General features: G+C 65.3%; 19 protein-coding genes. 4 read left to right on the top strand and 15 right to left on the bottom strand.

Annotated elements, in window-relative coordinates; translation table 11 throughout:
* The first annotated feature begins 58 nt into the window (after positions 1-58).
* The gene (locus ASC68_RS26955; RefSeq protein ID WP_055887262.1) at positions 59-1,003 is read left to right on the top strand and encodes a nucleoside hydrolase; all 945 of its coding nucleotides are present in this window, start codon (positions 59-61) and stop codon (positions 1,001-1,003) included.
* A gap of 62 nt (positions 1,004-1,065) precedes the next feature.
* On the opposite strand, the gene ASC68_RS26960 is transcribed toward ASC68_RS26955, so the two are convergent.
* The 5 genes from ASC68_RS26960 to ASC68_RS26980 form a co-directional block, all read right to left on the bottom strand.
* On the bottom strand, positions 1,066-2,121 hold the full coding sequence (locus ASC68_RS26960; protein ID WP_055887265.1) for an ABC transporter permease: 1,056 nt from the start codon (positions 2,119-2,121) through the stop codon (positions 1,066-1,068).
* Positions 2,118-2,900: an ATP-binding cassette domain-containing protein gene (locus ASC68_RS26965; RefSeq protein ID WP_082528523.1), complete on the bottom strand. Its 783-nt coding sequence runs from the start codon at positions 2,898-2,900 to the stop codon at positions 2,118-2,120. The genes ASC68_RS26960 and ASC68_RS26965 overlap by 4 nt, the downstream gene beginning before the upstream one ends.
* 66 nt (positions 2,901-2,966) lie before the next feature.
* Positions 2,967-3,968 carry a substrate-binding domain-containing protein gene (locus ASC68_RS26970; RefSeq protein ID WP_055887272.1) on the bottom strand — a complete coding sequence of 334 codons (1,002 nt, stop codon included), beginning with the start codon at positions 3,966-3,968 and terminating at the stop codon, positions 2,967-2,969.
* Between the two features lie 64 nt (positions 3,969-4,032).
* Positions 4,033-4,974, bottom strand: a complete 942-nt coding sequence (locus ASC68_RS26975) for a sugar phosphate isomerase/epimerase (protein ID WP_055887275.1) — start codon at positions 4,972-4,974, stop codon at positions 4,033-4,035.
* On the bottom strand, positions 4,971-6,011 hold the full coding sequence (locus ASC68_RS26980) for a Gfo/Idh/MocA family oxidoreductase (protein ID WP_055887279.1): 1,041 nt from the start codon (positions 6,009-6,011) through the stop codon (positions 4,971-4,973). Before ASC68_RS26980 ends, ASC68_RS26975 begins: the two co-directional genes overlap by 4 nt.
* A 157-nt stretch (positions 6,012-6,168) precedes the next feature.
* On the opposite strand from ASC68_RS26980, the gene ASC68_RS26985 reads away from it, so the two are divergent.
* Positions 6,169-7,203, top strand: coding sequence for a LacI family DNA-binding transcriptional regulator (locus tag ASC68_RS26985; RefSeq protein ID WP_055887283.1), 1,035 nt, complete (start codon positions 6,169-6,171; stop codon positions 7,201-7,203).
* A gap of 29 nt (positions 7,204-7,232) precedes the next feature.
* On the opposite strand, the gene ASC68_RS26990 is transcribed toward ASC68_RS26985, so the two are convergent.
* The 5 genes from ASC68_RS26990 to ASC68_RS27010 form a co-directional block, all read right to left on the bottom strand.
* Positions 7,233-8,057, bottom strand: coding sequence for a carbohydrate ABC transporter permease (locus tag ASC68_RS26990; protein ID WP_055887286.1), 825 nt, complete (start codon positions 8,055-8,057; stop codon positions 7,233-7,235).
* Positions 8,054-8,995, bottom strand: coding sequence for a sugar ABC transporter permease (locus tag ASC68_RS26995; protein ID WP_248310612.1), 942 nt, complete (start codon positions 8,993-8,995; stop codon positions 8,054-8,056). Before ASC68_RS26995 ends, ASC68_RS26990 begins: the two co-directional genes overlap by 4 nt.
* 2 nt (positions 8,996-8,997) lie before the next feature.
* Entirely contained in the window at positions 8,998-10,296 is a 1,299-nt protein-coding gene (locus tag ASC68_RS27000) for an extracellular solute-binding protein (RefSeq protein WP_197421422.1), read from the bottom strand.
* A 95-nt stretch (positions 10,297-10,391) separates the two neighbouring features.
* Positions 10,392-11,561, bottom strand: a complete 1,170-nt coding sequence (locus tag ASC68_RS27005) for a serine hydrolase domain-containing protein (protein WP_055887292.1) — start codon at positions 11,559-11,561, stop codon at positions 10,392-10,394.
* Positions 11,558-12,526, bottom strand: a complete 969-nt coding sequence (locus tag ASC68_RS27010; RefSeq protein WP_055887295.1) for a glycoside hydrolase family 68 protein — start codon at positions 12,524-12,526, stop codon at positions 11,558-11,560. The genes ASC68_RS27005 and ASC68_RS27010 overlap by 4 nt, the downstream gene beginning before the upstream one ends.
* 121 nt (positions 12,527-12,647) lie before the next feature.
* Here ASC68_RS27010 and ASC68_RS27015 point away from each other — a divergent pair, with 121 nt between their 5' ends.
* Together ASC68_RS27015 and ASC68_RS27020 are read left to right on the top strand one after the other, a co-directional pair.
* Positions 12,648-13,658 (top strand): LacI family DNA-binding transcriptional regulator, encoded by a 1,011-nt coding sequence (locus ASC68_RS27015; protein ID WP_156387471.1) that lies wholly within the window; start codon positions 12,648-12,650, stop codon positions 13,656-13,658.
* A 103-nt stretch (positions 13,659-13,761) separates the two neighbouring features.
* Positions 13,762-14,463, top strand: a complete 702-nt coding sequence (locus ASC68_RS27020) for a GntR family transcriptional regulator (RefSeq protein WP_055887303.1) — start codon at positions 13,762-13,764, stop codon at positions 14,461-14,463.
* A gap of 21 nt (positions 14,464-14,484) precedes the next feature.
* Here ASC68_RS27020 and ASC68_RS27025 read toward each other — a convergent pair whose 3' ends face one another.
* The 5 genes from ASC68_RS27025 to ASC68_RS27045 form a co-directional block, all read right to left on the bottom strand.
* Positions 14,485-15,396, bottom strand: coding sequence for an ABC transporter ATP-binding protein (locus ASC68_RS27025; protein WP_055887307.1), 912 nt, complete (start codon positions 15,394-15,396; stop codon positions 14,485-14,487).
* Complete coding sequence (locus tag ASC68_RS27030; RefSeq protein WP_055887310.1) at positions 15,393-16,421, bottom strand: ABC transporter ATP-binding protein; 1,029 nt, start codon at positions 16,419-16,421, stop codon at positions 15,393-15,395. Before ASC68_RS27030 ends, ASC68_RS27025 begins: the two co-directional genes overlap by 4 nt.
* A gap of 4 nt (positions 16,422-16,425) precedes the next feature.
* The gene (locus ASC68_RS27035; protein WP_055887312.1) at positions 16,426-17,283 is read right to left on the bottom strand and encodes an ABC transporter permease; all 858 of its coding nucleotides are present in this window, start codon (positions 17,281-17,283) and stop codon (positions 16,426-16,428) included.
* 6 nt (positions 17,284-17,289) lie between these two features.
* Positions 17,290-18,294 (bottom strand): ABC transporter permease, encoded by a 1,005-nt coding sequence (locus tag ASC68_RS27040; protein ID WP_055887314.1) that lies wholly within the window; start codon positions 18,292-18,294, stop codon positions 17,290-17,292.
* Between the two features lie 203 nt (positions 18,295-18,497).
* The gene (locus ASC68_RS27045) at positions 18,498-20,420 is read right to left on the bottom strand and encodes an ABC transporter substrate-binding protein (RefSeq protein WP_055887317.1); all 1,923 of its coding nucleotides are present in this window, start codon (positions 20,418-20,420) and stop codon (positions 18,498-18,500) included.
* Between the last annotated feature and the right edge of the window lie 344 nt (positions 20,421-20,764).

Genomic DNA, 20,764 nt, shown 5'->3' on the forward strand with positions numbered 1-20,764 from the left:
CTCTCCGATCGAAGCGCGTCCCGCCTGGGGCCATTCGTCAACCTCGAACGGAGCAGAAATGGGCAAGCCGATCTTCATCGATACCGACACCGCGTCCGACGACGCCGTAGCCCTGATGCTGGCATTCAGGTTCCGCGGTCCGGATGTCAAAGCGCTGGGCGTGGTAGCGGGCAATTGCCCGCTGGAACAGGCGACCATCAACGCGCTGTTCATCCGCGAACTCTGCGGCATGGACCTGCCGGTGCATCAGGGCGCCGACCGGCCATTGCAGCGGCCGCTCGAGACCGCGCAGTTCGTGCACGGCGAGGACGGCATGGGCGATGTCGGACTGGTGCCGACGCAGCTCGCCGACGCGCCATGGGCGCCGAGCCCGGGCCACGCCGCCGACGCGCTGATCGCGCTGGCTGAAAGCCATGAAGACGGGATCGAACTGATCACGCTTGGCCCCCTCACCAACATCGCCATCGCGCTCGGCAAGGCGCCGTGGCTGGCGGGCCGGATCAGCCGGTGCTTCATCATGGGCGGCGCCTCGGACTACTACGGCAACATCACCCCGGTTTCGGAGTACAATATCTGGGCCGACCCAGAAGCCGCCGAGGCGGTGTTCGCCTCGGGCATGCCGATCACCATGATCGGCTGGGACATCTCGCGCAAATATGCGGTGATCGACGACCAGGAGGCGGCCAGCCTCCGGCAGATCGGCACGCCCACCGCCATTGTCGCGGTCGATTGCCAGGCTACCCTGCGGCGGTTCTGCCAGGAGGTCTCGCGGCTTGCCGGCTTTGACCTGCCCGACCCCATCGCGGTTGCGGTGGCCCTCGATGAGCAGGTGGTAGTCGAGAGCTTCGACGCCGCGGTCTTCGTCTCGACCGAGGACAGATTGACCCGCGGCCAGACCATCCTCGACGACCGCGCCATGACCGACCGGCCGGCCAATGTGCGGGTCATCAGCAAGGCCAGCCGCGAGCGTTTCATGGCCGTGCTGCGCGAGGGGCTGGCCTGAGCGGAGAGGCTTCGGTCTGCCGGTGTGAAAGCACCGCTCCAACAGGAGCGGTGCTTGAGAGGTTACCGATAGCGGACCTGGTTCCAGCGGTGCCCGAGCAGCGACAGGATGATGATCAGCCCGTAGAAGAACTGCACATAGAAGCCGGAGAGACCCGCTCCCACGACGCCCGACTGAATGAAGGACACCGTGAAGCTGCCGATGGCGCTGCCGATGATCGTGCCGATGCCGCCCCATGGCGCCGTGCCGCCGACGAATACCGAGGCCAGCGCAGGAAGCAGATAGCCATCACCGGAGGTCGGCCACCAGGTGTAGTTGATCATCACGGCGGCAACACCCGCGAGCGCTGCGCCAAGGCCGACGAAGGCGAAGGTCTTGAGCCGCACCAGCTTGACATTGATGCCCATCTGCTGCGCTGCGTCGGGGTTGTCGCCGACCATGTGCACATGCACGCCGAAGCGGTGCCGGTTGTAGATGAACGAGCAGATCGCCACGAACAACATGGCCCAGAGCACCTGCACCGGAATGCCGAAGAACTGGCCGCCGAAAATCTGGAAGGTCAGGGTCTTGGGCAGGCCCACCAGGGCGATCGACTTGCCCTCGGTGTTGATCTGGATCAGCCCGCGCAGCATGAAGTTCATGCCCAGTGTGGCAATGAGCGACGAGAGGTTGGCATAGACCACGAGCCAGCCGACGCAGAGCCCGAGGACGAGGCCGGTCATCACCGCTGCGATGATGCCGAGAAACGGATCGTACCCCGCCTGCACCACCAGCGCGAAGACCCACCCGGCCATGCCGATGGTCGCCGGAAAGGAGAGGTCGATTTCGCCCACGGTCACCACGTAGACCAGCGGCACCACGACGAAGAGCACGACCGGCAGGCCGATGAGCACGGCGCGATACATGTTCCACTGCGAGAACACTTCCGGGTTGCCCACGAAGAAGCAGGCCAGCATCACCACCAGCACGACGAACGAACCGACGGCCGGGCGATGGTCGCGAAGGAAGCGGCGAAGTCTGGAGCGGTCGGCGTGCTTGCCTTCGGCAACGCGGCGGACGGTATCCGCGTCGAGGGCTTTGGCCGGCGACTGACCGTCACGATTGGCTGTATCGGTCATACTGTCCCTCCTGTGGACTGAACGCCGGCGCCGCCGGGATGGGCGAGTTCTTCCATGAAACGGACCAGGGCTTCGGCCGAGCCGAGTTCAGCTTTGGTGGCCTGCAGCGCCACGCGCCCCCGATCGAGCACGACAAAGCGATCGGAGATATCGAACACGTGGTGGATGTTGTGGCCGATGAACAGGATCGAGCGTCCTGCCGCTCGCGCCTGCCGGACGAAATGGAAAACCTTGGCCGTCTCGGTGAGTGAGAGCGCCGTCGTCGGCTCGTCGAGGATGATCAGGTCGCTTTGGTTGTACATCGCCCGGGCGATGGCGACGCCCTGGCGCTCGCCGCCGGACAGCTGCCCAACAATGGAACTGGGGCCGAAGACCTTGGAGGTGAAGCCGATCTCGCGCATCAGCCGTTCGGCCTCTTCGCGCTGCTTGCGGACTTTCAGAAAGCCAAGCGGGCCCACCAGTTCGCGGCCCATGAAGATGTTCCAGATGATGGTCTGCTGCACAGCCAGCGCTCGGTCCTGGAACACCGTCTCGATGCCCGCCTCGCGCGAGCGTCCCGCGTTCCAGTTCGAAACCGGCTCGCCGCGGACCAGAATCTCGCCGGTTGTCGGCCGAACCGCACCGGCGAGAATCTTGATGAGTGTGGACTTACCGGCGCCATTGTCGCCGACGAGGCCAACCACCTCGCCCTGGTCGACATGAAGGTCGACGCCGCCAAGGGCGTAAACCTGCCCATAGGACTTCTTGATGTCCTTGAGCTCGATAATACGATTTTGCACGATGCCCTCGCTGCAAGTGGATAGGCCGGGGCCCGGCTGGAGCCGGACCCCTGCCGCCGGAAACTCTTAGCGAAGACCTTCCTTGGCCAAGTCCGCAACCGCTCCGTAATTCTCGGGCGTAACGAAGCCGGCGCCGGTATCGACGTTGATCGCGCCGAGGCCGTAGACGACCTGCTGGCAGAGCGACAGGATCGGCATGTAGCCCTGCAGGAACGGCTGCTGATCGGAGGTCAGCTGGACCCAGCCATCCTTGAATGCCTCGACGATCTGCGGGCTGGTGTCGAAGCCGATGTTGATGATGTCGCCGGCGTTCTTGCCGGCCGCCTGCATATAGGTCGCGGCATTGCCGAGGGGCTGGCCGCCCGGATAGGCGATCAGCTTGACGTCCGGATTGGCGGTAATGGCGGCGGTGATCACCGGAATACCGGTGTTCGGGTCGGTGCCGAGCTCCTGCGGCGACTGCAGCTTGACCACTTTGAGGCCGGCGGCCTCGAAGGCCTCGAGCGTTCCCAGTTCGCGTTCGGCGCGCTCGATCTGCGACCAGTCGCTCATGACGATGGCAACATCGCCGGCCTTGAGGCCGAAGCGGCGGATGGCTTCCTCGCCCAGGGCCCTGCCCTGCGGCTTCTGCTGCGCGCCGACATAGCCGCCGCCGAACTTGGCGGTGACCTCGTCGACCGGCACGTTCTGGTACATCATCTTGATGCCCGCGGCCGAGGCCTCCTCGGCAAGCGGCATGATCGCGGCATTGCCGGGGTGACCCATCATGGCAATGCCGTTCGGAGCAGCGCCGATGGCTTCACGCAGCTGCTGGATCATCTTTTCAGAGCTCCAGCCCGAGAACACATAGTCGACCTGAGCGCCCGTATCCTTGGCTGCCTGGACGGCGCCGTTGTAGACGATCGAGGCAAAGGCATCTCCCTCGGCGCCACCCGCGAAGAACCGGATCTTGACGTCGCTGCACCAGTTGTCGCGCAGCGTTTCGGCCATGGCGACGCTGGTCAGGCTGGCGATGGTGACAGTTGCAAAGGCAGCAGCCGTCAGTGCCCTCAGAGCAATGCTAGTCATAGTCACGTCCTCCCTTTCGTGCTTTGCACGGGTTGCGTGCCGGCTCCCCCGCCGGCACCAGTCATCAGCTGGCGCGTCGAAGCGAGGGGTCTCCGCCCTCGTAGTTCGCCGCCAGATTCACGAAGTCTCCGCCGCGAGCCTGCTTGAGGTATTCGAGCGCCCGGACCTGGCCGGTCATTTCGAGCGCGTTGCGATAGACCGGGTCGTGCCAGCCCTCGATGTCGATGGAGCCAGACCAGCCGGCGAGCCGCAGTTCGGAGATGATGTCGGTCCAGTTGCTGTCGCCGAAGCCCGGCGTGCGCATGAACACGAACTTCTGCTTGCCGAAAATGCCGTGCTCTTTGATCACGTCCCAGCGGACGGTCGCGTCCTTGCCGTGAACATGGAAGAACTTGTGCGCCCACTTGCGGATCTGCGGCAGCGGATCGATCAGGTAGACCAGCTGGTGGCAGGGCTCCCATTCGAGCCCGATATTGTCGTTCGGCGTCTCGTTGAAGATCAGCTCCCAGGCGTCGGGATTGTGGGCGATGTTCCAGTCGCCGGTCTGCCAGTTGCCATCCATGGCGCAGTTCTCGAAGGCGATCCTGACGCCCTTGTCGGCAGCGCGTTTCGCCAGTTCCGACCAGACCTTCTTGTATTGCGGCAGGCTGTCGGTCAGCGGTTTGCCCCTGATACGGCCGGTAAAGCCGGCAATCGTGGTGGCGCCGAAGTGATGGGCGTTGTCGATGCAGGCCTTCCAGCCCTCCAGCGTCTGGCGGTCCATCTCCTGGTCCTCCAGCGGATTGCCGAACATGCCGAGGGTGGAGATGGTGATGTCGCGGTTGCCGATGGCATCGAGGCAGCGCTTGCCGAGCTCGGCGAGGTCCTGTCCGTTGGTGGTCTGCCAGAAGAACGGCTCGAAGCTCTCGAAGCCGAGGTCGGCGATCTCGGCGATGCGCGGCGCGGCGGTGCCGGCCGTCGCGCTGACCATGGTGCCGATGCGAATGGTTTTGGTGGGATTGGTCATCTAGGGGTCTCGATAAGAATACGCTGGCGGGTTTTGGCGCTCTCGATGGCGGCGAACACCATGGCGAGGCTGTTGACGTTGTCGCTGCCGACAGTTTCCGGTGGCGTGCCGGTCTCGATGGCGCGGAGGAAATCGGCAATGACGCTGGCATGGCCGTGGGTCTGGCTGTCCTCGGCCGGCTCCGGCACGGCGAGCTCCGCCAGTGGCCGGTGAAAGCCGTCCTCGCCTGCCACGACATGCGCCTCGAACCGGTCGGCGCCATCCCAGAGCAGCGTGCCGCGGGTGCCGATGATCCGCCACCGGCTTTCCCAGCTGGTGTTGGCGCCTTCGGCGGCCCACGACCCACGGTAGGTGAAGGTCGCGTCCCCCTCGAGTTCGAAGATGGCGTTGGCGGCGGCGCCGTGCTGGTACCACGAGCCGCGCGGGTTGCTTTCGAGGCAATAAACGGCCCGGGCATCCCTGCCCGCCATGAAGCGGGCGGCGTCAAAGGTGTGGATGGCCATGTCGAGCAGCAGCACGTTCTGCATCGCATCGCGGAAGCCGCCGAAATGCGCGCCGATGAAGAAATCCGCGTGCAGCGCCGTCAGCTCGCCGAGGGCGCCGCTGTCGATCAGCCGGCGGATGCGTCGCACCCCGGCAATGTAGCGACGGTTCTGCACCACCGCGTGGATCCGGCCGGCCTTGGCGGCGCGAGCGACGAGGTCGCGGGCGTCGTCGAGGCTGGCGGCCATCGGCTTTTCCGACAGCACGTGGCAGCCATGCGCGAGCGCCGTGGCGACCACGTCATGCCGGGCGCCGGGGATCACCACGTCGAACAGCAGGTCCGGCCGGGTACCGTTGAGCAGCGCCTGGAGATCGCTTTCGACCGCCGCCTTGCCGAGGCCGAACTCCGCCGCGAGGCGATGCGCCGCGTCGGGGTTGATGTCGTTGAGGCCGACAATGGTGATGCGGTCTCGGAGCGCCGGCGTTTCGGCGATGGCCTTGAGCCAGCCTTTCGACATAGCTCCGCACCCGGCCAGAACGGCGCGAAATGACACGTGATTGCCCCTCCCCAGGGAATCCGCCGACGCCTTGTCTCGGCGTGCGCGGCGGCTTCGTAAACGTTTACGACGCTATATTCGCCGGCATTTCTGTGTCAAGAGAATTGCGTAAACGTTTTCGGAAGCCTCCGGCGCGCTGGGAAAATCTAGTATTATGAAGGGCATACGCCGCCTTGCCGAACATCTGAACATTTCGATCGGTACGGTCTCCCGTGCCTTGAACGGACGTCCCGACGTCAATGAGGCAACCCGCCGCCGGGTGCTCGATGCAGCAACCGAACTCGGCTATGTGCCCAACCAGGCCGGACGCACGTTGCGCCAGGGCACGACCAATGCCGTCGGGTTCATGATGGAGTCCGGCGCCGACACCTCGGGGAACCCGGACAACTTCTTTTTCGGCGTCTTCGACGGCGTGCAGGCGGTGTTGAGCCGGCACCAGCTGGATCTGGTGGTGCTCCCCTGCGCCACCGACGAAGACCCCACCGAGTATCTGCGCCGCATGATCGCGCGCCGGCTGGTCGATGCGCTGATCATCTCGGCGACGCATCGAAAGGATCCGCGTGTCGAGCTTCTGAACAAGGCGCACGTGCCGTTCATCGCGCTCGGCCGGACGGGCACCCCCAGCGACCATCCCTGGATCGACCTCGATTTCGAAGGCGTGGCGAACCGCGCCGTGGACCGGCTGGTCGCCAAGGGCCATCGCAGCATCGCGGTTGCCGTCCCGAGCAGCGATATCAATCTCGGCGTCATTTTCCTGCAGGCTTACAAGGACGCCCTGGCCAGGCACGGCATCGCCTTCGAGCAGAGCCTCGTGATCTACACCTCGTCATCGGAACAGGGCGGGTACCAGGCGGCGCATCAGCTGATCAGCATGGCGCAGCGACCGACGGCCATCCTGCTGGTCTACGAGCTGATGGCGATCGGCTTCTACCGGGGCCTCAGGGATGCGGGGCTGAACCCGGGCCAGGACGTGGCGGTTATCGCCTTCCGGGAATCGCCGCTGTCCCGGTTTCTGTCGCCGGCGCTTACCTGTTTCAGGCTGTCGCTGCGCGACGTGGGGATTGCCTTGGGGGAATCGCTGCTGGCCTCGATGCCGGCCTATGCCGACATCTATCCGCAGGGCATCGTGCATCGGGTCTGGCCGATGGAACTGGTTGAAGGCGACAGCGACAACGCGCGCAACGGTTGAGCGGGCCGGGTTGCGGCCCGGGCGCCCGCTCAGCCCTTCACTGCCCCCTGCAACAGCGCCGCCACGAACTGGCGCTGGAAGATCAGGAAGATCGCGATGGTCGGCGCAAGGATCAGCAGCGCACCGGCGCAAAGCAGCGGCACATCGGTGCCCCACTGCCCCTGGAAGGCGCCGAGCGCCCCCGCCATGGTGCGCTGCAGCGGATCCTGCACCAGCACAACGGGTAAGAGGAACTGGTTCCAGGTCCACAGGAACTGCAGGATGGCGAGCGACATGATTGCCGGCCGCGCCAATGGCACGTGCACCAGCCAGAACTGCTTCCACTCGCTGGCCCCGTCGATCTCGGCCGCCTCGGACAGCTCCTTGGGCGTGTTCACGAAATGTGTACGCATCCAGTAGACGCCGAACGGCATGTAGAGCCCGATCAGCGGCAGGATGATCGCGAAGCGGGTGTTGAGCAGCCCGAGCGCCTTGATCTCGTAGTAGAGCGGGGTGATCACCGCCTCGAACGGCAGCGTCAGCCCGAGCACGAACACCAGGTAGAACCAGCGCCCGCGGCCCTTGTCGAACTTGGCAAGGCCATACCCCGCCATGGTGGCGAACAGCACGCTGAGCGGCACCGTGCCGATGACGATCAACAGGCTCGAGAGCAGCAGCTGATCCATCTTCGCCACCTCGAAGGCCTTGGCGAAGTTCACCCATTGCGGATTTTCCGGCCAGGCGAGGCCCGGCGGGTAGCTGCCCGATGGCGCTAGCGCCGCGCTGAACATCGAGAGGAACGGCAGCAGCGTCAGCAGCATCAGCACGATGATGAGCAGGCGCGCCAAGGCCGCGTCGAGCGTAAGACCCTTCATCGCCGGACCCTCGTCAGCCACTGGATCGGCAGCACGCAGACCAGCACCAGCACCATCAGGAAAATGGCGAGCGCCGAGGCGAGGCCGACCTGCCGGTGCGCGAAGGCCAGCCGGTAGATTTCGAGCCCCGGGACCGTGGTCTGGATGCCCGGTCCGCCGCCGGTGGCGATGTAGACGATGTCGAAGCTGGCCAGCGCCGCAATCACCGTGACGGTGACGCAGACGCCGAGCTCCTGCCGCAGCCCGGGCAGCGTGATGTAGATGAACTCGTCCCAGGGGCCGGCGCCATCGAGCCGGGCCGCCTCATAGAGGCTGGGGTCGATCTTGGTGATGCCGGTGACCAGCAGCATGGTGCAGAGGCCCAGCAGCACCCAGGCGCCGATAATGCCCACCGCCGGCAGGGCGAAGGTGAAATCCCCCAGCCAGCCGCGAGCCAGGGCCTCGAGCCCGATGCCGCGCAGCGCCTGGTTGACCAGCCCGGTATTGGCGAACATCCAGCTCCAGGCGATGCCGGCCGCGACCAGCGGGATCACCTGCGGCAGGAACAGGATGGTGCGGGTGGCAGTGCCGAATGGTCCGCCCAGATGCTCGCGGATCGCCGCGGCGACCGCTAGACCCAGCACAACCGGGATCAGGGTGAACCAGGCGGCGAGGAGGAAAGCATTGCCGATCACCTGCAGCAGGTCGGCGTCGGTCAGCACGATCAGGTAGTTGTTGAGCCCGACGAACCGCATCTTGCCGATGCCGTCCCAGCGCTGCAGCGAATAGAACACCGACATCGCGAGCGGCACCAGCACGAAGGCCGCGTACATAATGAAGGCGGGCGCCGCGAACAGCAGCGCCGCAATGGCGGTGCGGCGGCCGATGCCGGCGCTTTTTCGCGACCTGGCCGGGGCAGCCCCTGCGGCCCCGGCGATCTGGTTGGTTCTATCGATCAAGGTCAGCGCGACAGTTCTTTTTCGTATTCGGCCTGCACGGCTTCGATCAGCCCCTTGCCGGTCTGCACGCCGCCGACCAGCTTCTGCAGTTCGGGGGTCCAGCCGGCGGCGAAGATCGCGCCGGTGGCATTGGCGATGAAGTCCATCGCGCCGTTCTCGGTGGCGACCACGTTGCCGGCGGCGAGCGTTGCCTCGGTCACCGAGCCAGGGGTCACTGCCGGAATGGGCAGATCCGCCGGACCGCCGGGGTTGGAGCCGCCGACTTCGACATTGATCTGGCGTGCCTGTTCGTTGGTCGCCACCCAGTTGAGGAAGAAGGCGGCGCAATCCTGGTGCGCGGCCTTGGCGCCGATGCCGAAGGTGAGCGGCGCCGACATAGCGGCCTGGCGGCCGCCCGCCTCGGCCGGCGGCATCAGGAAGAAGCCGAACTTACCGGCGAAGTTCTTGTCGAGATTGCCCGACTCCCAATCGCCGTTGAACATGAACAGGCCTTCGCCGCCGGTGAAGCGGCTCATCATCTGGAAGTACTCGATGGCGTTGGTGTCGGCGGCGAAATAGCCCGACTTCACCCAGTTCTCCAGGTGCTCGGCCGCCTTGAGGTTGGCCTCGGTATTGATGGTGGCGCCGTCCTTCTGGAAGATCCAGTCGTTGACCGGCTCGGGCGGGCCGTACGAGCCCATCAGGTCCTGCAGCGGGAAGGCAAGCCCGCCGGTGCCTTTGTTAAACTGCATGATAGGCACGAGGCCGGCATCCTTGGCCTTCTGCATCAGCGCATCGAGTTCGGCCAGCGTCTTGGGCGGCTCGGTCATGCCGACCTTGGCAGCGAGCTCCTTGTTGTAGAACACGCCGGTCATCGAATAGTTGAGCCCCATGGCCCAGAGCGAGCCGGCGCCGCGCGGGCGGCCGCCCTCCTCGACACGCAGCTGGATCAGCTGGCTCGGCGGAAATTTGTCCCACCCGAATTCAGTGAAGTAGCCATCGAGATTGGCCAGCAGTTCGTTGGCAACGAGGTCGCTCATCGAAGGCAGCCGGATCAGGTCGGGCGCATTGTCCTCGGAGAGGATGCGCGGCGAGTTTTCCATCATGTTGGCGAACTGATCTTCCTTGATGTCGAAGGTCACGTTCGGGAACTGCCTGGTGAACTCCTCGGCCAGCTTGCTGGGCAGCGGGAAGCCGGTCTCGAAATAGGCGTTCATCACCACCGGGTCAGCGCCGCAGCTCGGCGCCGCCATGGCAGTGCCGGTCAGCGCGGCGGCGGTCAGCGCCGCAAGGCCCGTGGCAGTTACGGATTTCAGCTTCATGGTCATTCCTCCTCCAAGGATGCGTCCGGCTTTCGCTTTGCTCAGCTGGCGCTTCTATTTGCTAAATGGATTTAGCACGAGGTTCACGGCTCTCGTCAAGAGGCTCCGAGCAGCTGGCGCAGCGCGTCGACCAGCGCCGTGCCGCGGGTGTCGCCCGGCCCGCGCATCCAGTTGGTGATGAAAGCGAATCCAACGCGGTGCCGGGGATCGGCGAAGGCCACCTGGCCGCCTGCCCCGTCATGCCCGAAGCTTTCGGCGGTGAGGAACCGTCGTGCTTCAGAATCGAGCTGAAACCCCATGCCCCAGCGCGGATAGGGCGGCTCGGCGGGAAATACCGGGGCGCCCTCGGTCACCGTCGCGGTGGCCCGCTGCAGCACCTCGGCGGAAACCAGCCGCACGCCGCGGGTTTCGGTGACTGCCGCCGACCAGATGGCCGCCAGTGCTTCGGCCGTGGCAATGCCGCCGGCGCCGGGAATCTCGGCCTGCTGCACGCGCCGATCGTTGAACCCGCCATCGCTGGTGACCAGCGCCGCGGGCAGTGCCCGTCCCAGTGTCATGGCGCGATAGGGCCAGTTGACCTCACCCGCTACGGCCTTGCTGGCGTCCATCTCCCACAGCGCGGCGAGCTCGGACGCCACCTGCAGATGCGCGACATTGCCGCGCGAGTGCGGCAGGCCGATCCAGGCTTCAGCGCCGAGCGGCGCGATCGTCTCGCGGAAATAGGCGCCGGGCGACTGCCCCGTCACCCGCCGCACCAGTTCGCCGGCCAGCCAGCCATGGGTCAGCGCGTGGTAGGCATAGCCCTCACCCGGCGGCCAAAGCGGCGTCTGCGCCGCCAGCCTGGCGGTGGCGGCATCCCAATCGAGGATGTCGGCGAGCTCGAAATCCTCGCGCGGCGCCGAGAGCCCGGCGCGATGGCTCAGCGCCTCGGCCACCGTCACGGCGCCCTTGCCGGCAGCAGCAAATTCCGGCCAGTAGCGCGCCACCGGGGCGTCATAGTCGAGACGTCCCGCTTCGACGAGGCGCGCCACCAGCAGCGACATCAGGCCCTTGGTGCACGAGAACACCACTGAGGCGGTGTCCTCGTCCCAGCGCCGTCCGTCGCGTTCGTCGGCGATTCCGCCATAGAGGTTCACCACCACTTCGCCATCGACCAGGATGGCAAGCGCCGCGCCCATGCTCGGCGCCCCGTCGAACGCCGCTTCGAAGACGCGGCGGATCGGCTCGTACCCCGCCGCCACCATCCCCTGAACCGAAGCGCTCATGGCTGTGCCTCCAGTTCGAGCCTCGGCATGCCGTCGGCGTGCCGGCCGAGCTTGATCGGCAGCGGATCGGAGATCGAGCCGGCAAAGACACCGCCCGACTGGACATTGTTGAAAGCGAGCAGCACCGCCCGGCCGGCGCGATCGATGGTGATGCGTCCGGCATAGAGCGACTCGGGCACCAAGAGGCTCGCCCGCTCGATCGGATAGGGCCCGAGCACGCCTGGAATGGCTACCGACCACACGCCGCCCTGCTGCCCGGCCAGCCGCCCCGACAGCCTGGGGCTGTCGCAGCAGAACAGCAGATGCAGCGTGCCCTCGACCTCGACGATCTGCGGCACCTCGAGATGAGCGAAACCGCCATTGATGGCGCTGAGCGGCGGCTGCGCCTGCCAGCTCTGCAGGTCCGCGGAGACGGCGTGGCCGATCACCCCGCGCTCCATGTCGGCGCCGTGATTGGCGCGCGCGGTGATCAGCATGTGCCACTGCCCGGCCGCATCGGCGAACACCCAGGGATCGCGCCAGGCTTCCTCAGGCCAGCTCGATGTGCCGAGCGTCTCGTAATGCGTGGGGTCGGCGACGCTGATCGGGCCGGGAAGCTTCCGCCAGCTGTAGAGATCTTCGGAAACCGCCATGCCGACGGTCTCGACATTGGCGTTGCTGGCCGGCGAGAGAAAGCGCGAGCCGGTATAGTAGAGCCGCCACAACCCGTCGGGGCCGCGCACCACGCTGCCGGTCCAGGTGGCGGTATCGTCGAAGCTGCCGGCCGGGCCGGTCTCGAGAATCTGCCCGTGGTTCTGCCAGGTGACCAGATCGGTGGAGGTGGCGTGGCCGATCCGGGCGTTGCGATGCCTGAGGTCGGGGTTTCCCAGCGCGTGCGGTGCGTGCAGGTAGAACAAGTGATAGTTCGTGCCGTCGTCAGCCAACCAGAAATCCCAGACCCAATGGTCGGGCAGTGAAAAAGCCATCGCCTTCAACCTCGCTAATTGCTAAATGGATTTAGCAGGCAGGGCGAGCGACGCCAAGTTGGCAAATCGCGTCTGCCCCCTCTATGAAGAGCGTCCGAGCGAAGCTGGAGCGATGGCGGGATTGACCAAGAAGCGCGTAACCCTCGCCGATGTTGCAAGGCTCGCCGGCCTCTCCTCGGCCGCCGCTTCGATGATCCTGACCGGCCGCCCGGACACGAGGCTCTCGGCCGAGGCGCACCGCCGCGTGCATGAAGCGGCAGCGCAACTGGGCTACCGTCCCAATCTCGCGGCGCAGGCGCTGCGCACCGACAAGACCCGGACGATTGCATTTATCTCCGACTACGTCGCCACCACGCGCTATGCCAACGGCCTGATCCGCGGTGCACTCGCCGCGGCGCAGGAGGCCGGCCATGTGCTGCTGCTGCTCGAAACCGGCGGCGAGCCCGATCGCGAAGTGCAGGCGATCGAGGCCGCTCTCGACCGGCAGGTGGACGGCATCATCTTCGCCGCGATGCGGGCCCGCGAGATCTTTGTGCCGACCCTGCCGGCGGCGACGCGGGTGGTGATGCTGAACGGCACCAGCAGCCGCTTTCCGCTGTCGGTGCTGCCCGATGAACTGACGGGGGGGCGGAGCGCCGTGGAACTGCTGGTCGCTGCCGGCCATCGCGACGGCATCGGGCTGGTCGGACACAACAAGGTCGCCGAACAGGGGCTGTTCCGTTCGGAAACCGTGGCGCGGCGTCTCGCCGGCATCCATGCGGCGATGAGCGAGCACGGTCTCCGCTTCGCGGTGGAGGAAAGCTGCTGGGAATGGGAGCCGCATCACGGCTTCGAGCTGACGCGCAAAATCCTGGCGCAGCAGCCTGAAATAACCGCCCTGCTCTGCCTCAACGACCGGCTCGCCTTCGGAGCGTACCAAGCGCTCGCCGAGGCGGGACGTTCCGTGCCGGGCGATATGTCGATCGTCGCCTTCGACAATGACGAGATCGCCGGCTACCTGCGCCCCGGGCTGACCACCATTGCGCTGCCGCATGAAGAGATGGGCCGGGCCTCGGTCAGCCTGCTGCTGTCGTCCGACACCAGCGGCGAGCACCTGATCTCGATGCCGGTGGTGGTTCGCGCTTCGATCTGATCGCTCGGCCTTTTCGCAGCTTGAAATACCACTGACGGCGGAACATGGTCGGCTTCGAGGGCGCGCCGGCGCCTCGGGGAACTGCCGATGCGACCAAGCCGCCATGAGTGACTACCAAGCCAAGCCACCTCTGGGGATTGACGCTGCAGGCGCATCCGAGGAAGGCGCAACGGTCTACGAGCTGATCCGCGACGACATCATTTCGGGCCGCCTGAAAGCCAATGAGCGACTGGTGGTCGCCGACCTCGCCAGTCGTCACCGATCATCGTCCAACCCGGTGCGCGAGGCGCTGCAATTGCTGCGCGGCCAGGGGTTCGTGACCTTCGTGCCCAATCGCGGCGCGCGGGTACGAGCGATCGACCAGGATTTCGTGCGCGACATCTATGAGATCGGGGTGGCGCTCGAACCCCGCTTCGTCAGGTGGTTCGTCGGCATGGCCACCCCAACGGACATCGCCGGGCTCGAGAGCCTGCAGCAGGCGATGGAAGCCAACGACTTCGCCGATCCGGTGCTGCACAGCGATCTCGACACGCAGTTCCACACCCTGATGTACGAGCGCCACTACAATCGGCTCGCGACGGAAATCTGGTGGAAGAACCGCGAGGTGCTGCGCGCCGTGACCCGCGATTACAACTTCACGCTGGCCCGCCGCTCGCAGCTGATGCGTGAGCACCGCCAGCTGATCAAGCTGATCAGACAGGGCGACGCCGACGGCGCCGCCGCTCTGATCGAGCAACATGTCGAGGGAGCCGGCCGGCACGTGCTCGAGCAGTTGCGCGCCTCGACTGCGGCCCGGGCGGGCTAGGCACCAGACTCGCGGTGCCAGCTAAACCCGCACCCGCCGCCCGTCCTCGCGGTCTTCCAGCCGGCTGGCATCGGCGCGGGCGAGCCGGTCGTTGCTGAGCTGCAGCAGATCGTTGGCCGGCGACAACTTGCCGGCGCCGGCGTCATCGGCAGAGAGCACCGAAGCCTTGAGCAACTGCGAGTACGGGTGTTCCGGGGCATCGAGCACGGTTCTCGCCGGCCCCATCTCCACCACCCTGCCCTTCTGCATGATGATCAGCCGATCCGAGATGTAATAGGCGGTCGCAAGGTCGTGGGTGATGTAGATGACCGAGACGCCGAAATCGTCACGCAGCGCCTTCAAGAGATTGACGATCGCCATGCGCAGCGACGCATCGACCATCGACACCGGCTCGTCGGCAATCAGCAGCGGCGGGTTGGGGATCAACGCCCGGGCGATCGCGACGCGCTGCAACTGCCCGCCCGACAACTCGTGCGGGAAGCGGCCGGCGATCTCGGCGAGGCTCAGGCCGACTTTCTGCAGCGCCCCATCCATGGCGGCCTCGATCGCCGCCTTGTCGCGCGCCCCGAGATAGCGCCGCGCCGTCGACTGCAGGTAGCGGTCGACTCGCTTCAATGGGTTGAACGCCTCGAACGGGTTCTGGAACACCGGCTGCACATTGGCCATGAACTTCAGCCGATCGGCTTTGTTCTCATGGTGCACCGGCTCGCCGCGGAACAGGATGCGGCCGCTGCTCGGCCGCTCGAGCCCCAGGATCATACGCGCCAGCGTGGTCTTGCCCGAGCCGCTCTCACCGATGATGGTGAAGATCTCGGGCTTATCGGCGGCAATGGCGAAACTGACCTGGTCGACGGCGCGAACCTCCTGCCGGCCCAGGATACCGCCCATCTGGAAGCGCTTGGATACGTCGGCAACTTCGAGCAGCGAACTCATGCGGCTACTCCTGCGCGGCTGTGACCCGGCACCAGCGGCTCGACGTCGTTGGCGCGCCAGCAGGCGCTGCGGTGGTCGGTGCCGACCGCCACCAGCGGCGGCACCTCGGTCTTGCACTTGTCGATGACGAGCGGACAGCGGGGGTGGAAGCGGCACCCGGCCGGTGGCGCCGCGAGGCTGGGCGGCCGCCCCTCGAGCGCCGGCCGCTGCGTCGTATCGCCGATGCGCGGCAGGCTGGCGACGAGGTGGGCCGAATAGGGGTGCTTGGGCGCGGTGAACAAGGTGCGGGTCGGCGCTTCCTCGACCAGACGGCCGGCATAGATGATGCCGATGCGATCGGCGATATTGGCATGCACGCTCATGTCGTGCGTGACGAAGACGATCGAAGCGCCCATCTCGGTCTGCAGGTTCTTGATCAGCGACAGCACATCCTTCTGCACCACCACATCGAGCGCCGTGGTCGGCTCGTCGGCGATGATGAAGTCGGGCTTGCACACGGTGGCGAGGCCGATGGTGACGCGCTGGCGCATGCCGCCGGAGAGTTCATGCGGATAGGCATTGAGCACGGTTGGCGAGAGCTTCAAATGCCCAAGGTGCTCGACCACGCGCTGGCGGAAGGCGCTGCCCGAGAGCCCCAGCGGCCGGGCCGCGAAATCCTCGAAGATGCGGCCGATGCGACGCACCGGGTTCAACGTGCTCATCGAGCCCTGCATGATGTAGCTGAGGTGCCGCCAGCGGGTGGCATCGATCTCGGCCGGCGTCGCCACCGTGACGTCGGTCGGCGGCCCGCCAAAATCGTACGTGGCGCTGCCCGAGACCACCCGCAGCGGCGGGCGGATGGCGGCGGCCAGCACCTTGATGAAGCTGGTCTTGCCCGATGAGCTCTCACCGGCGATGCCGTAGACCTCGCGGCGCTTCACCTTCATGGTGATGCCGTCGACGGCGCGGACCTCGCGGTTCACGCCGAAATAGCTCATCTGGTAGTAGGCCTTGAGCGCCTCGACTTCGAGAATGTTGTCGCCCATGGCGTCAGGCTCCCATGCGGCGCAGCCGGCTGCGCGGATCGATATATTCGTTCATGCTGACGGCGAGCAGGAACAGGCCGACAAAGGTGATGACGATCAGGATCACCGGGATCACCACCCACCACCAGACGCCCACCACCATCGCCGAGTGCGAGTTGGCCCAGTAGAGCACCGTGCCGATGGTCGGGTTGTTGATGTTGGTGAAGCCCAGCACCGCCAGGGTCACCTCCATGCCGATCGACCACAGCATGTTGTTCATAAAGGTCGAGAAGACGATCGGCATCACGTAAGGCAGGTGCTCCTCGAGCAGCACCTTGCGGGTGCTCATGCCGGCGAACACCGCGTGGCGGGTGAACTCGCGATGCTTCAGCCCCAATGCCACCGAGCGGATCAGCCGCGCGTCGAACGGCCAGCCGAAGCAGGCCATGATCAGCGCCATGGTGAAGCTGTCCATGTGGTTGCGCAGCACGAAATAGAACAGCACCAGGATCGGGAAGATCGGCACGGCAACGAAGATGTCATTGATGAACATCAGCACCCGGTCGACCCAGCCGCCGAGGTAACCGGCCGCGAGCCCCACCGCGATCGAGATGATGCGGCTCAGCACCGCCACGGTAATGCCGAACAGCAGGCTGTTCTTGAACGCCGCCGAGAGCTGCCAGAACAGATCCTGGCCGCGCGAATTGGTGCCGAACCAGTATTGCGTCGAGGGCGGCTGGTCGGGAATGGCGAGGTAGATCTGGGTGGGATCGACGGGCGAGAAGAAGCTGAGAGCCGCAAAGATCGCCACGATGCCGACGAGGATCAGCCCGATGGTGAATTCGGTATTGTAGCGGATGAGGTCGCGAAGGACGGCAAACATCTGGATTTACTCCGCCCGAACGCGCGGATCGAGCAGCGGGTGCAGCAGGTCCACGATGAAGATGGCGAGGGCGACCGCGGCGATCGAGATGGTGCAGACCGCCAGCACGGTCGAGTAATCGCCGGCATTGACCGCATCGACGAGGAGCGAGCCCATCCCCGGATAGTTGAACACCTGCTCGGTGATGACGGTGCCGGAGAACACGCCGCCAATGACCATGGCGAGCGCCGTCACCTGCGGCACCAGGGCGTTGCGGATCACGTAGTCACCGACAATGGTGTCGCGCCGCACACCGGCGAGCTCGGCGTAGGTCACGTAGTCCTCGGTGACGATGTTGGAGACCAGCGCCCGCATGCCGATGAACCAGCCGCCAAGGCCAACCAGGACAAGCGACAGGGCCGGCAGCAGCGAGTGCTGCAGCACCGACAGGATGAAAGGCAGCGTCCAGCCCGGCCGCACATCCATGGCGAAGCCGCCGGAGATCGGCAGCACCGGCCACAGGTAGCCGAAGACGATCAGGATGATGAAGGCGACGATGTAATAGGGGATCGGCTGCAGCCCCATGGTGACGATGCCAAAGGCCTTGAGCAGGCGGCTGTTCTGGAAATAGCCGGCGAGCCCGCCGGCGAGGTTGCCGACGACGAAGGTGATGGCGGTCGAGGTAAGCAGCAGCCCCAGGGTCCAGGGGAGCGCCCTGAGCACCAGTTCCATTGCAGGCGTCGGAAACGCCATCAACGACGCGCCGAGGTCGCCGCGCAGCAACCGGCTCCAGAAGTTGACATATTGAGTGAGCACCGGCTGGTCGGTGCCGAACATCTCGGTCAGCGCCAAGCGGGTGGCGGCAATCGCCTCAGGCGACAGGTTCGAGCGGGCGGACAACCGGCCGAGCACCTGTTCGACGGGATCGATCGGCGACAGGTAGGTCACCACGAACATGGCCGACACGCCGAAGAATATCACCGCCAATAGCTGAACGAACCGCTTGGCGGCGAACCACAGATAGCCTTGCATAAATACTCCTCACACACCCGCGGCCGCGCTGCAGCATGGCGCATTCGGTCGCGGGATTGCACAGATCGGGCTGCCTGCCGACCGGCCCACCGGCGACGGCAGCGATCCCGCGTTCTGATGGCGCCTCGAGGGCTCGAGAGGCCACCAGAAGGCGGGAGGGAGCGCGGAAAGTGCCCGCGCCCCCTCTCACCCTGGGAGAGCGGTCAGCCAGCCACAGGGCTGATCTGGGTGAAGATGTAACGCCCGTTCGACCAGTTGGTGACCGGATTGGCGTACGGGTTCTCGGCATTGGGCCAGCCGGTCCAGAAGCGGTTCGACTGAATGGAGAACACGTTGTAGGCCATGATCGGGATGTTCGGCATCTCTTCGAGGTGCAGCTTGACGAACTCGTGGCCGTACTCGATGCCCTTGGGATCGTTGAAGTCGATCTTGCGGATGTTCTCGATGATGGTGTCGAGCCGCGGATCGGTCCAGCGCATCCAGTTACGGTCGGGCTGCGACTCGCCGGGCTTGGCGACGTAGGCCGAGTGGTAGCTGTCGAGGAAGAAGCTGAGGTCGGGGTGACCACCCCAGGTTTCCACCGCCCAGGCGATGTTGGTTTCGTAGTTGCCGACGCGCTGCCGACCCCAGGTATCGCTGTCCACCTGCGCAGTTGCCTGCACACCGGCCTGCGACCACATCTGCGCAATCATCACGCCGAGACGATTGATCACGCCTTCCTGCGGCACCATCACCTCGAAGGCGAACGGCTCACCGTTCGGCATCATCCACTGGTTGCCGTTCTTGGTGAAGCCGGCTGCCGCGAGCAGTTCTTCGGCCGCCGCCAGATCCTGCTTCCACCAGCCGTAGCCGAAGGCGTTGCGCACCGCCGCTTCATCGGTCGGCACGGCGTCGCCGAACTGCGGACGCACCATGTCGGCAATCTGCAGGCCGATATTGGGATCGTACGGCTTGATCTTGCGGGTGCCGGTGTCGACCTCGTAGTTGATCAGGAAATCCTGCAGCGGCGCATGATAGTCGCGCGGATGCGTGCCGGTCGGCGGCACCGAGATGGCCGAGAGCGTCGCCGCGCCGCGATACGACGCCATCGACATGGCGCGCGCATCGAGCATCAGCGCCAGGGCCCAGCGCACGCGCTTGTCCTGGAACTTCTCGTTCTGGTGGTTGAAGATGATCATCGGCAGGGTCGGATCGGGATGGGCGTAGGGGAAGCCCGGGAACCAGCCCTGGATCTGCGGATCGTCCTTGACCACGGCGAAGGTGCCTTCCGGGGTCAGGTCGTGCACCATGTCGAGGTTGCCGTTGCGGATCTCGATCAGGCGGTTATCGGTGGTGATGTTGTTGCGATATATGATGAATTTCGGCTTGGGCTCGGCGATCATGCCTAGCGCGGTGCGCTGCCAGTCTTCACGCTTCTGCCAGATGTACCAGGTGCCGTTCGGATCGAACGAGTGCAGCGTATAGGGCCCGATGCTGACCGGCGGGTTGGCGTCATAGGTGAGGATGTCCTCGACCTTTTCGTAGACGTGCTTGGGCATGATCCAGGCGGCGGTCCAGCGCACTGAGAACAGCGCATGGAAGCGCGAATTCGGCGCATTGAGCTTGAAGTGGACGCTGTATTTGTCGGGCGCGGTGACTTCGGCGACCTGCGCACTGAAGGCGCCATTATAGGGGGTACCCGGCGTCGCCTTCTGCTTGTCGACCGTGAACACCACGTCGTCGGCGGTGAACTCGACACCGTCGCTCCAGAAGATGCCCTGCTTGAGCTTGACGGTCATCTCGGTGAAGTCGGCATTGTATTGCCAGAGATCGTCAGCGAGTGAGTTGTAGACCGCGTTCTCGCTGGCCCCTTCGATGCCCGCATCGGGATCGATGAACCACAAGGTATCGGTGGTCAGGTTGTGCAACCCGTTGCTGGTGCCGTTGCCGGCGCCGACGGCCCACAGGTTGAACCAGCTCGGATTGCGGATGATCCCTTCGGGATTGTGAACGATGACCGTCTCGCCGCGCGGGAACTGCGCCAGATCCGGCGCCGTACCTCCGGCGTCCTGCGCAAAAGCCAAACCATTGGCGGCAACGGTAAGGGCGCCGACAGCGGTGCCCAGCAGAAAGCTGCGTCTATCCATTTTGTTTTTCCTCCCACGGCGGCAGCGCCTCTCGCGCTCCCATCCCGAAAGCGCTCCACCGCTTTCGGGCGCCATCCTATCCGCGAAGCCCTCCTTGTCAACTTGTGTTTCGATGTACATCGGATATTCTAATATGAATGCCGAGGGAGGCAAGGCTCGTGTATCGCGCCACCCCGTCACGTCAGGAACAGCCGCAACGGCCAATCCTTATGTCTCAGATAGTGTATATGTTTCAGCGTACTAATAGATCAATCCGGCGTCGGACCGGCGCATCGTCCGCCTCACGGCGGATGCCATCGCGACCACCCGCGGCCGCTTGACCCGTCTCGTGCCCAGAATCGATT

The organism is Devosia sp. Root105, from assembly GCF_001424865.1.
Classification (GTDB): Bacteria; Pseudomonadota; Alphaproteobacteria; order Rhizobiales; family Devosiaceae; genus Devosia_A.

What these genes read in the sequence shown, in the direction of transcription:
- ASC68_RS26955 (WP_055887262.1), top strand. Translation starts at nt 59, where the DNA reads ATGGGCAAGCCGATCTTCATCGATACCGACACCGCGTCCGACGACGCC.
- ASC68_RS26960 (WP_055887265.1), bottom strand. Translation starts at nt 2,121, where the DNA reads ATGACCGATACAGCCAATCGTGACGGTCAGTCGCCGGCCAAAGCCCTC.
- ASC68_RS26970 (WP_055887272.1), bottom strand. Translation starts at nt 3,968, where the DNA reads ATGACTAGCATTGCTCTGAGGGCACTGACGGCTGCTGCCTTTGCAACT.
- ASC68_RS26975 (WP_055887275.1), bottom strand. Translation starts at nt 4,974, where the DNA reads ATGACCAATCCCACCAAAACCATTCGCATCGGCACCATGGTCAGCGCG.
- ASC68_RS26985 (WP_055887283.1), top strand. Translation starts at nt 6,169, where the DNA reads ATGAAGGGCATACGCCGCCTTGCCGAACATCTGAACATTTCGATCGGT.
- ASC68_RS26990 (WP_055887286.1), bottom strand. Translation starts at nt 8,057, where the DNA reads ATGAAGGGTCTTACGCTCGACGCGGCCTTGGCGCGCCTGCTCATCATC.
- ASC68_RS27000 (WP_197421422.1), bottom strand. Translation starts at nt 10,296, where the DNA reads ATGAAGCTGAAATCCGTAACTGCCACGGGCCTTGCGGCGCTGACCGCC.
- ASC68_RS27005 (WP_055887292.1), bottom strand. Translation starts at nt 11,561, where the DNA reads ATGAGCGCTTCGGTTCAGGGGATGGTGGCGGCGGGGTACGAGCCGATC.
- ASC68_RS27010 (WP_055887295.1), bottom strand. Translation starts at nt 12,526, where the DNA reads ATGGCTTTTTCACTGCCCGACCATTGGGTCTGGGATTTCTGGTTGGCT.
- ASC68_RS27020 (WP_055887303.1), top strand. Translation starts at nt 13,762, where the DNA reads ATGAGTGACTACCAAGCCAAGCCACCTCTGGGGATTGACGCTGCAGGC.
- ASC68_RS27025 (WP_055887307.1), bottom strand. Translation starts at nt 15,396, where the DNA reads ATGAGTTCGCTGCTCGAAGTTGCCGACGTATCCAAGCGCTTCCAGATG.
- ASC68_RS27030 (WP_055887310.1), bottom strand. Translation starts at nt 16,421, where the DNA reads ATGGGCGACAACATTCTCGAAGTCGAGGCGCTCAAGGCCTACTACCAG.
- ASC68_RS27035 (WP_055887312.1), bottom strand. Translation starts at nt 17,283, where the DNA reads ATGTTTGCCGTCCTTCGCGACCTCATCCGCTACAATACCGAATTCACC.
- ASC68_RS27040 (WP_055887314.1), bottom strand. Translation starts at nt 18,294, where the DNA reads ATGCAAGGCTATCTGTGGTTCGCCGCCAAGCGGTTCGTTCAGCTATTG.
- ASC68_RS27045 (WP_055887317.1), bottom strand. Translation starts at nt 20,420, where the DNA reads ATGGATAGACGCAGCTTTCTGCTGGGCACCGCTGTCGGCGCCCTTACC.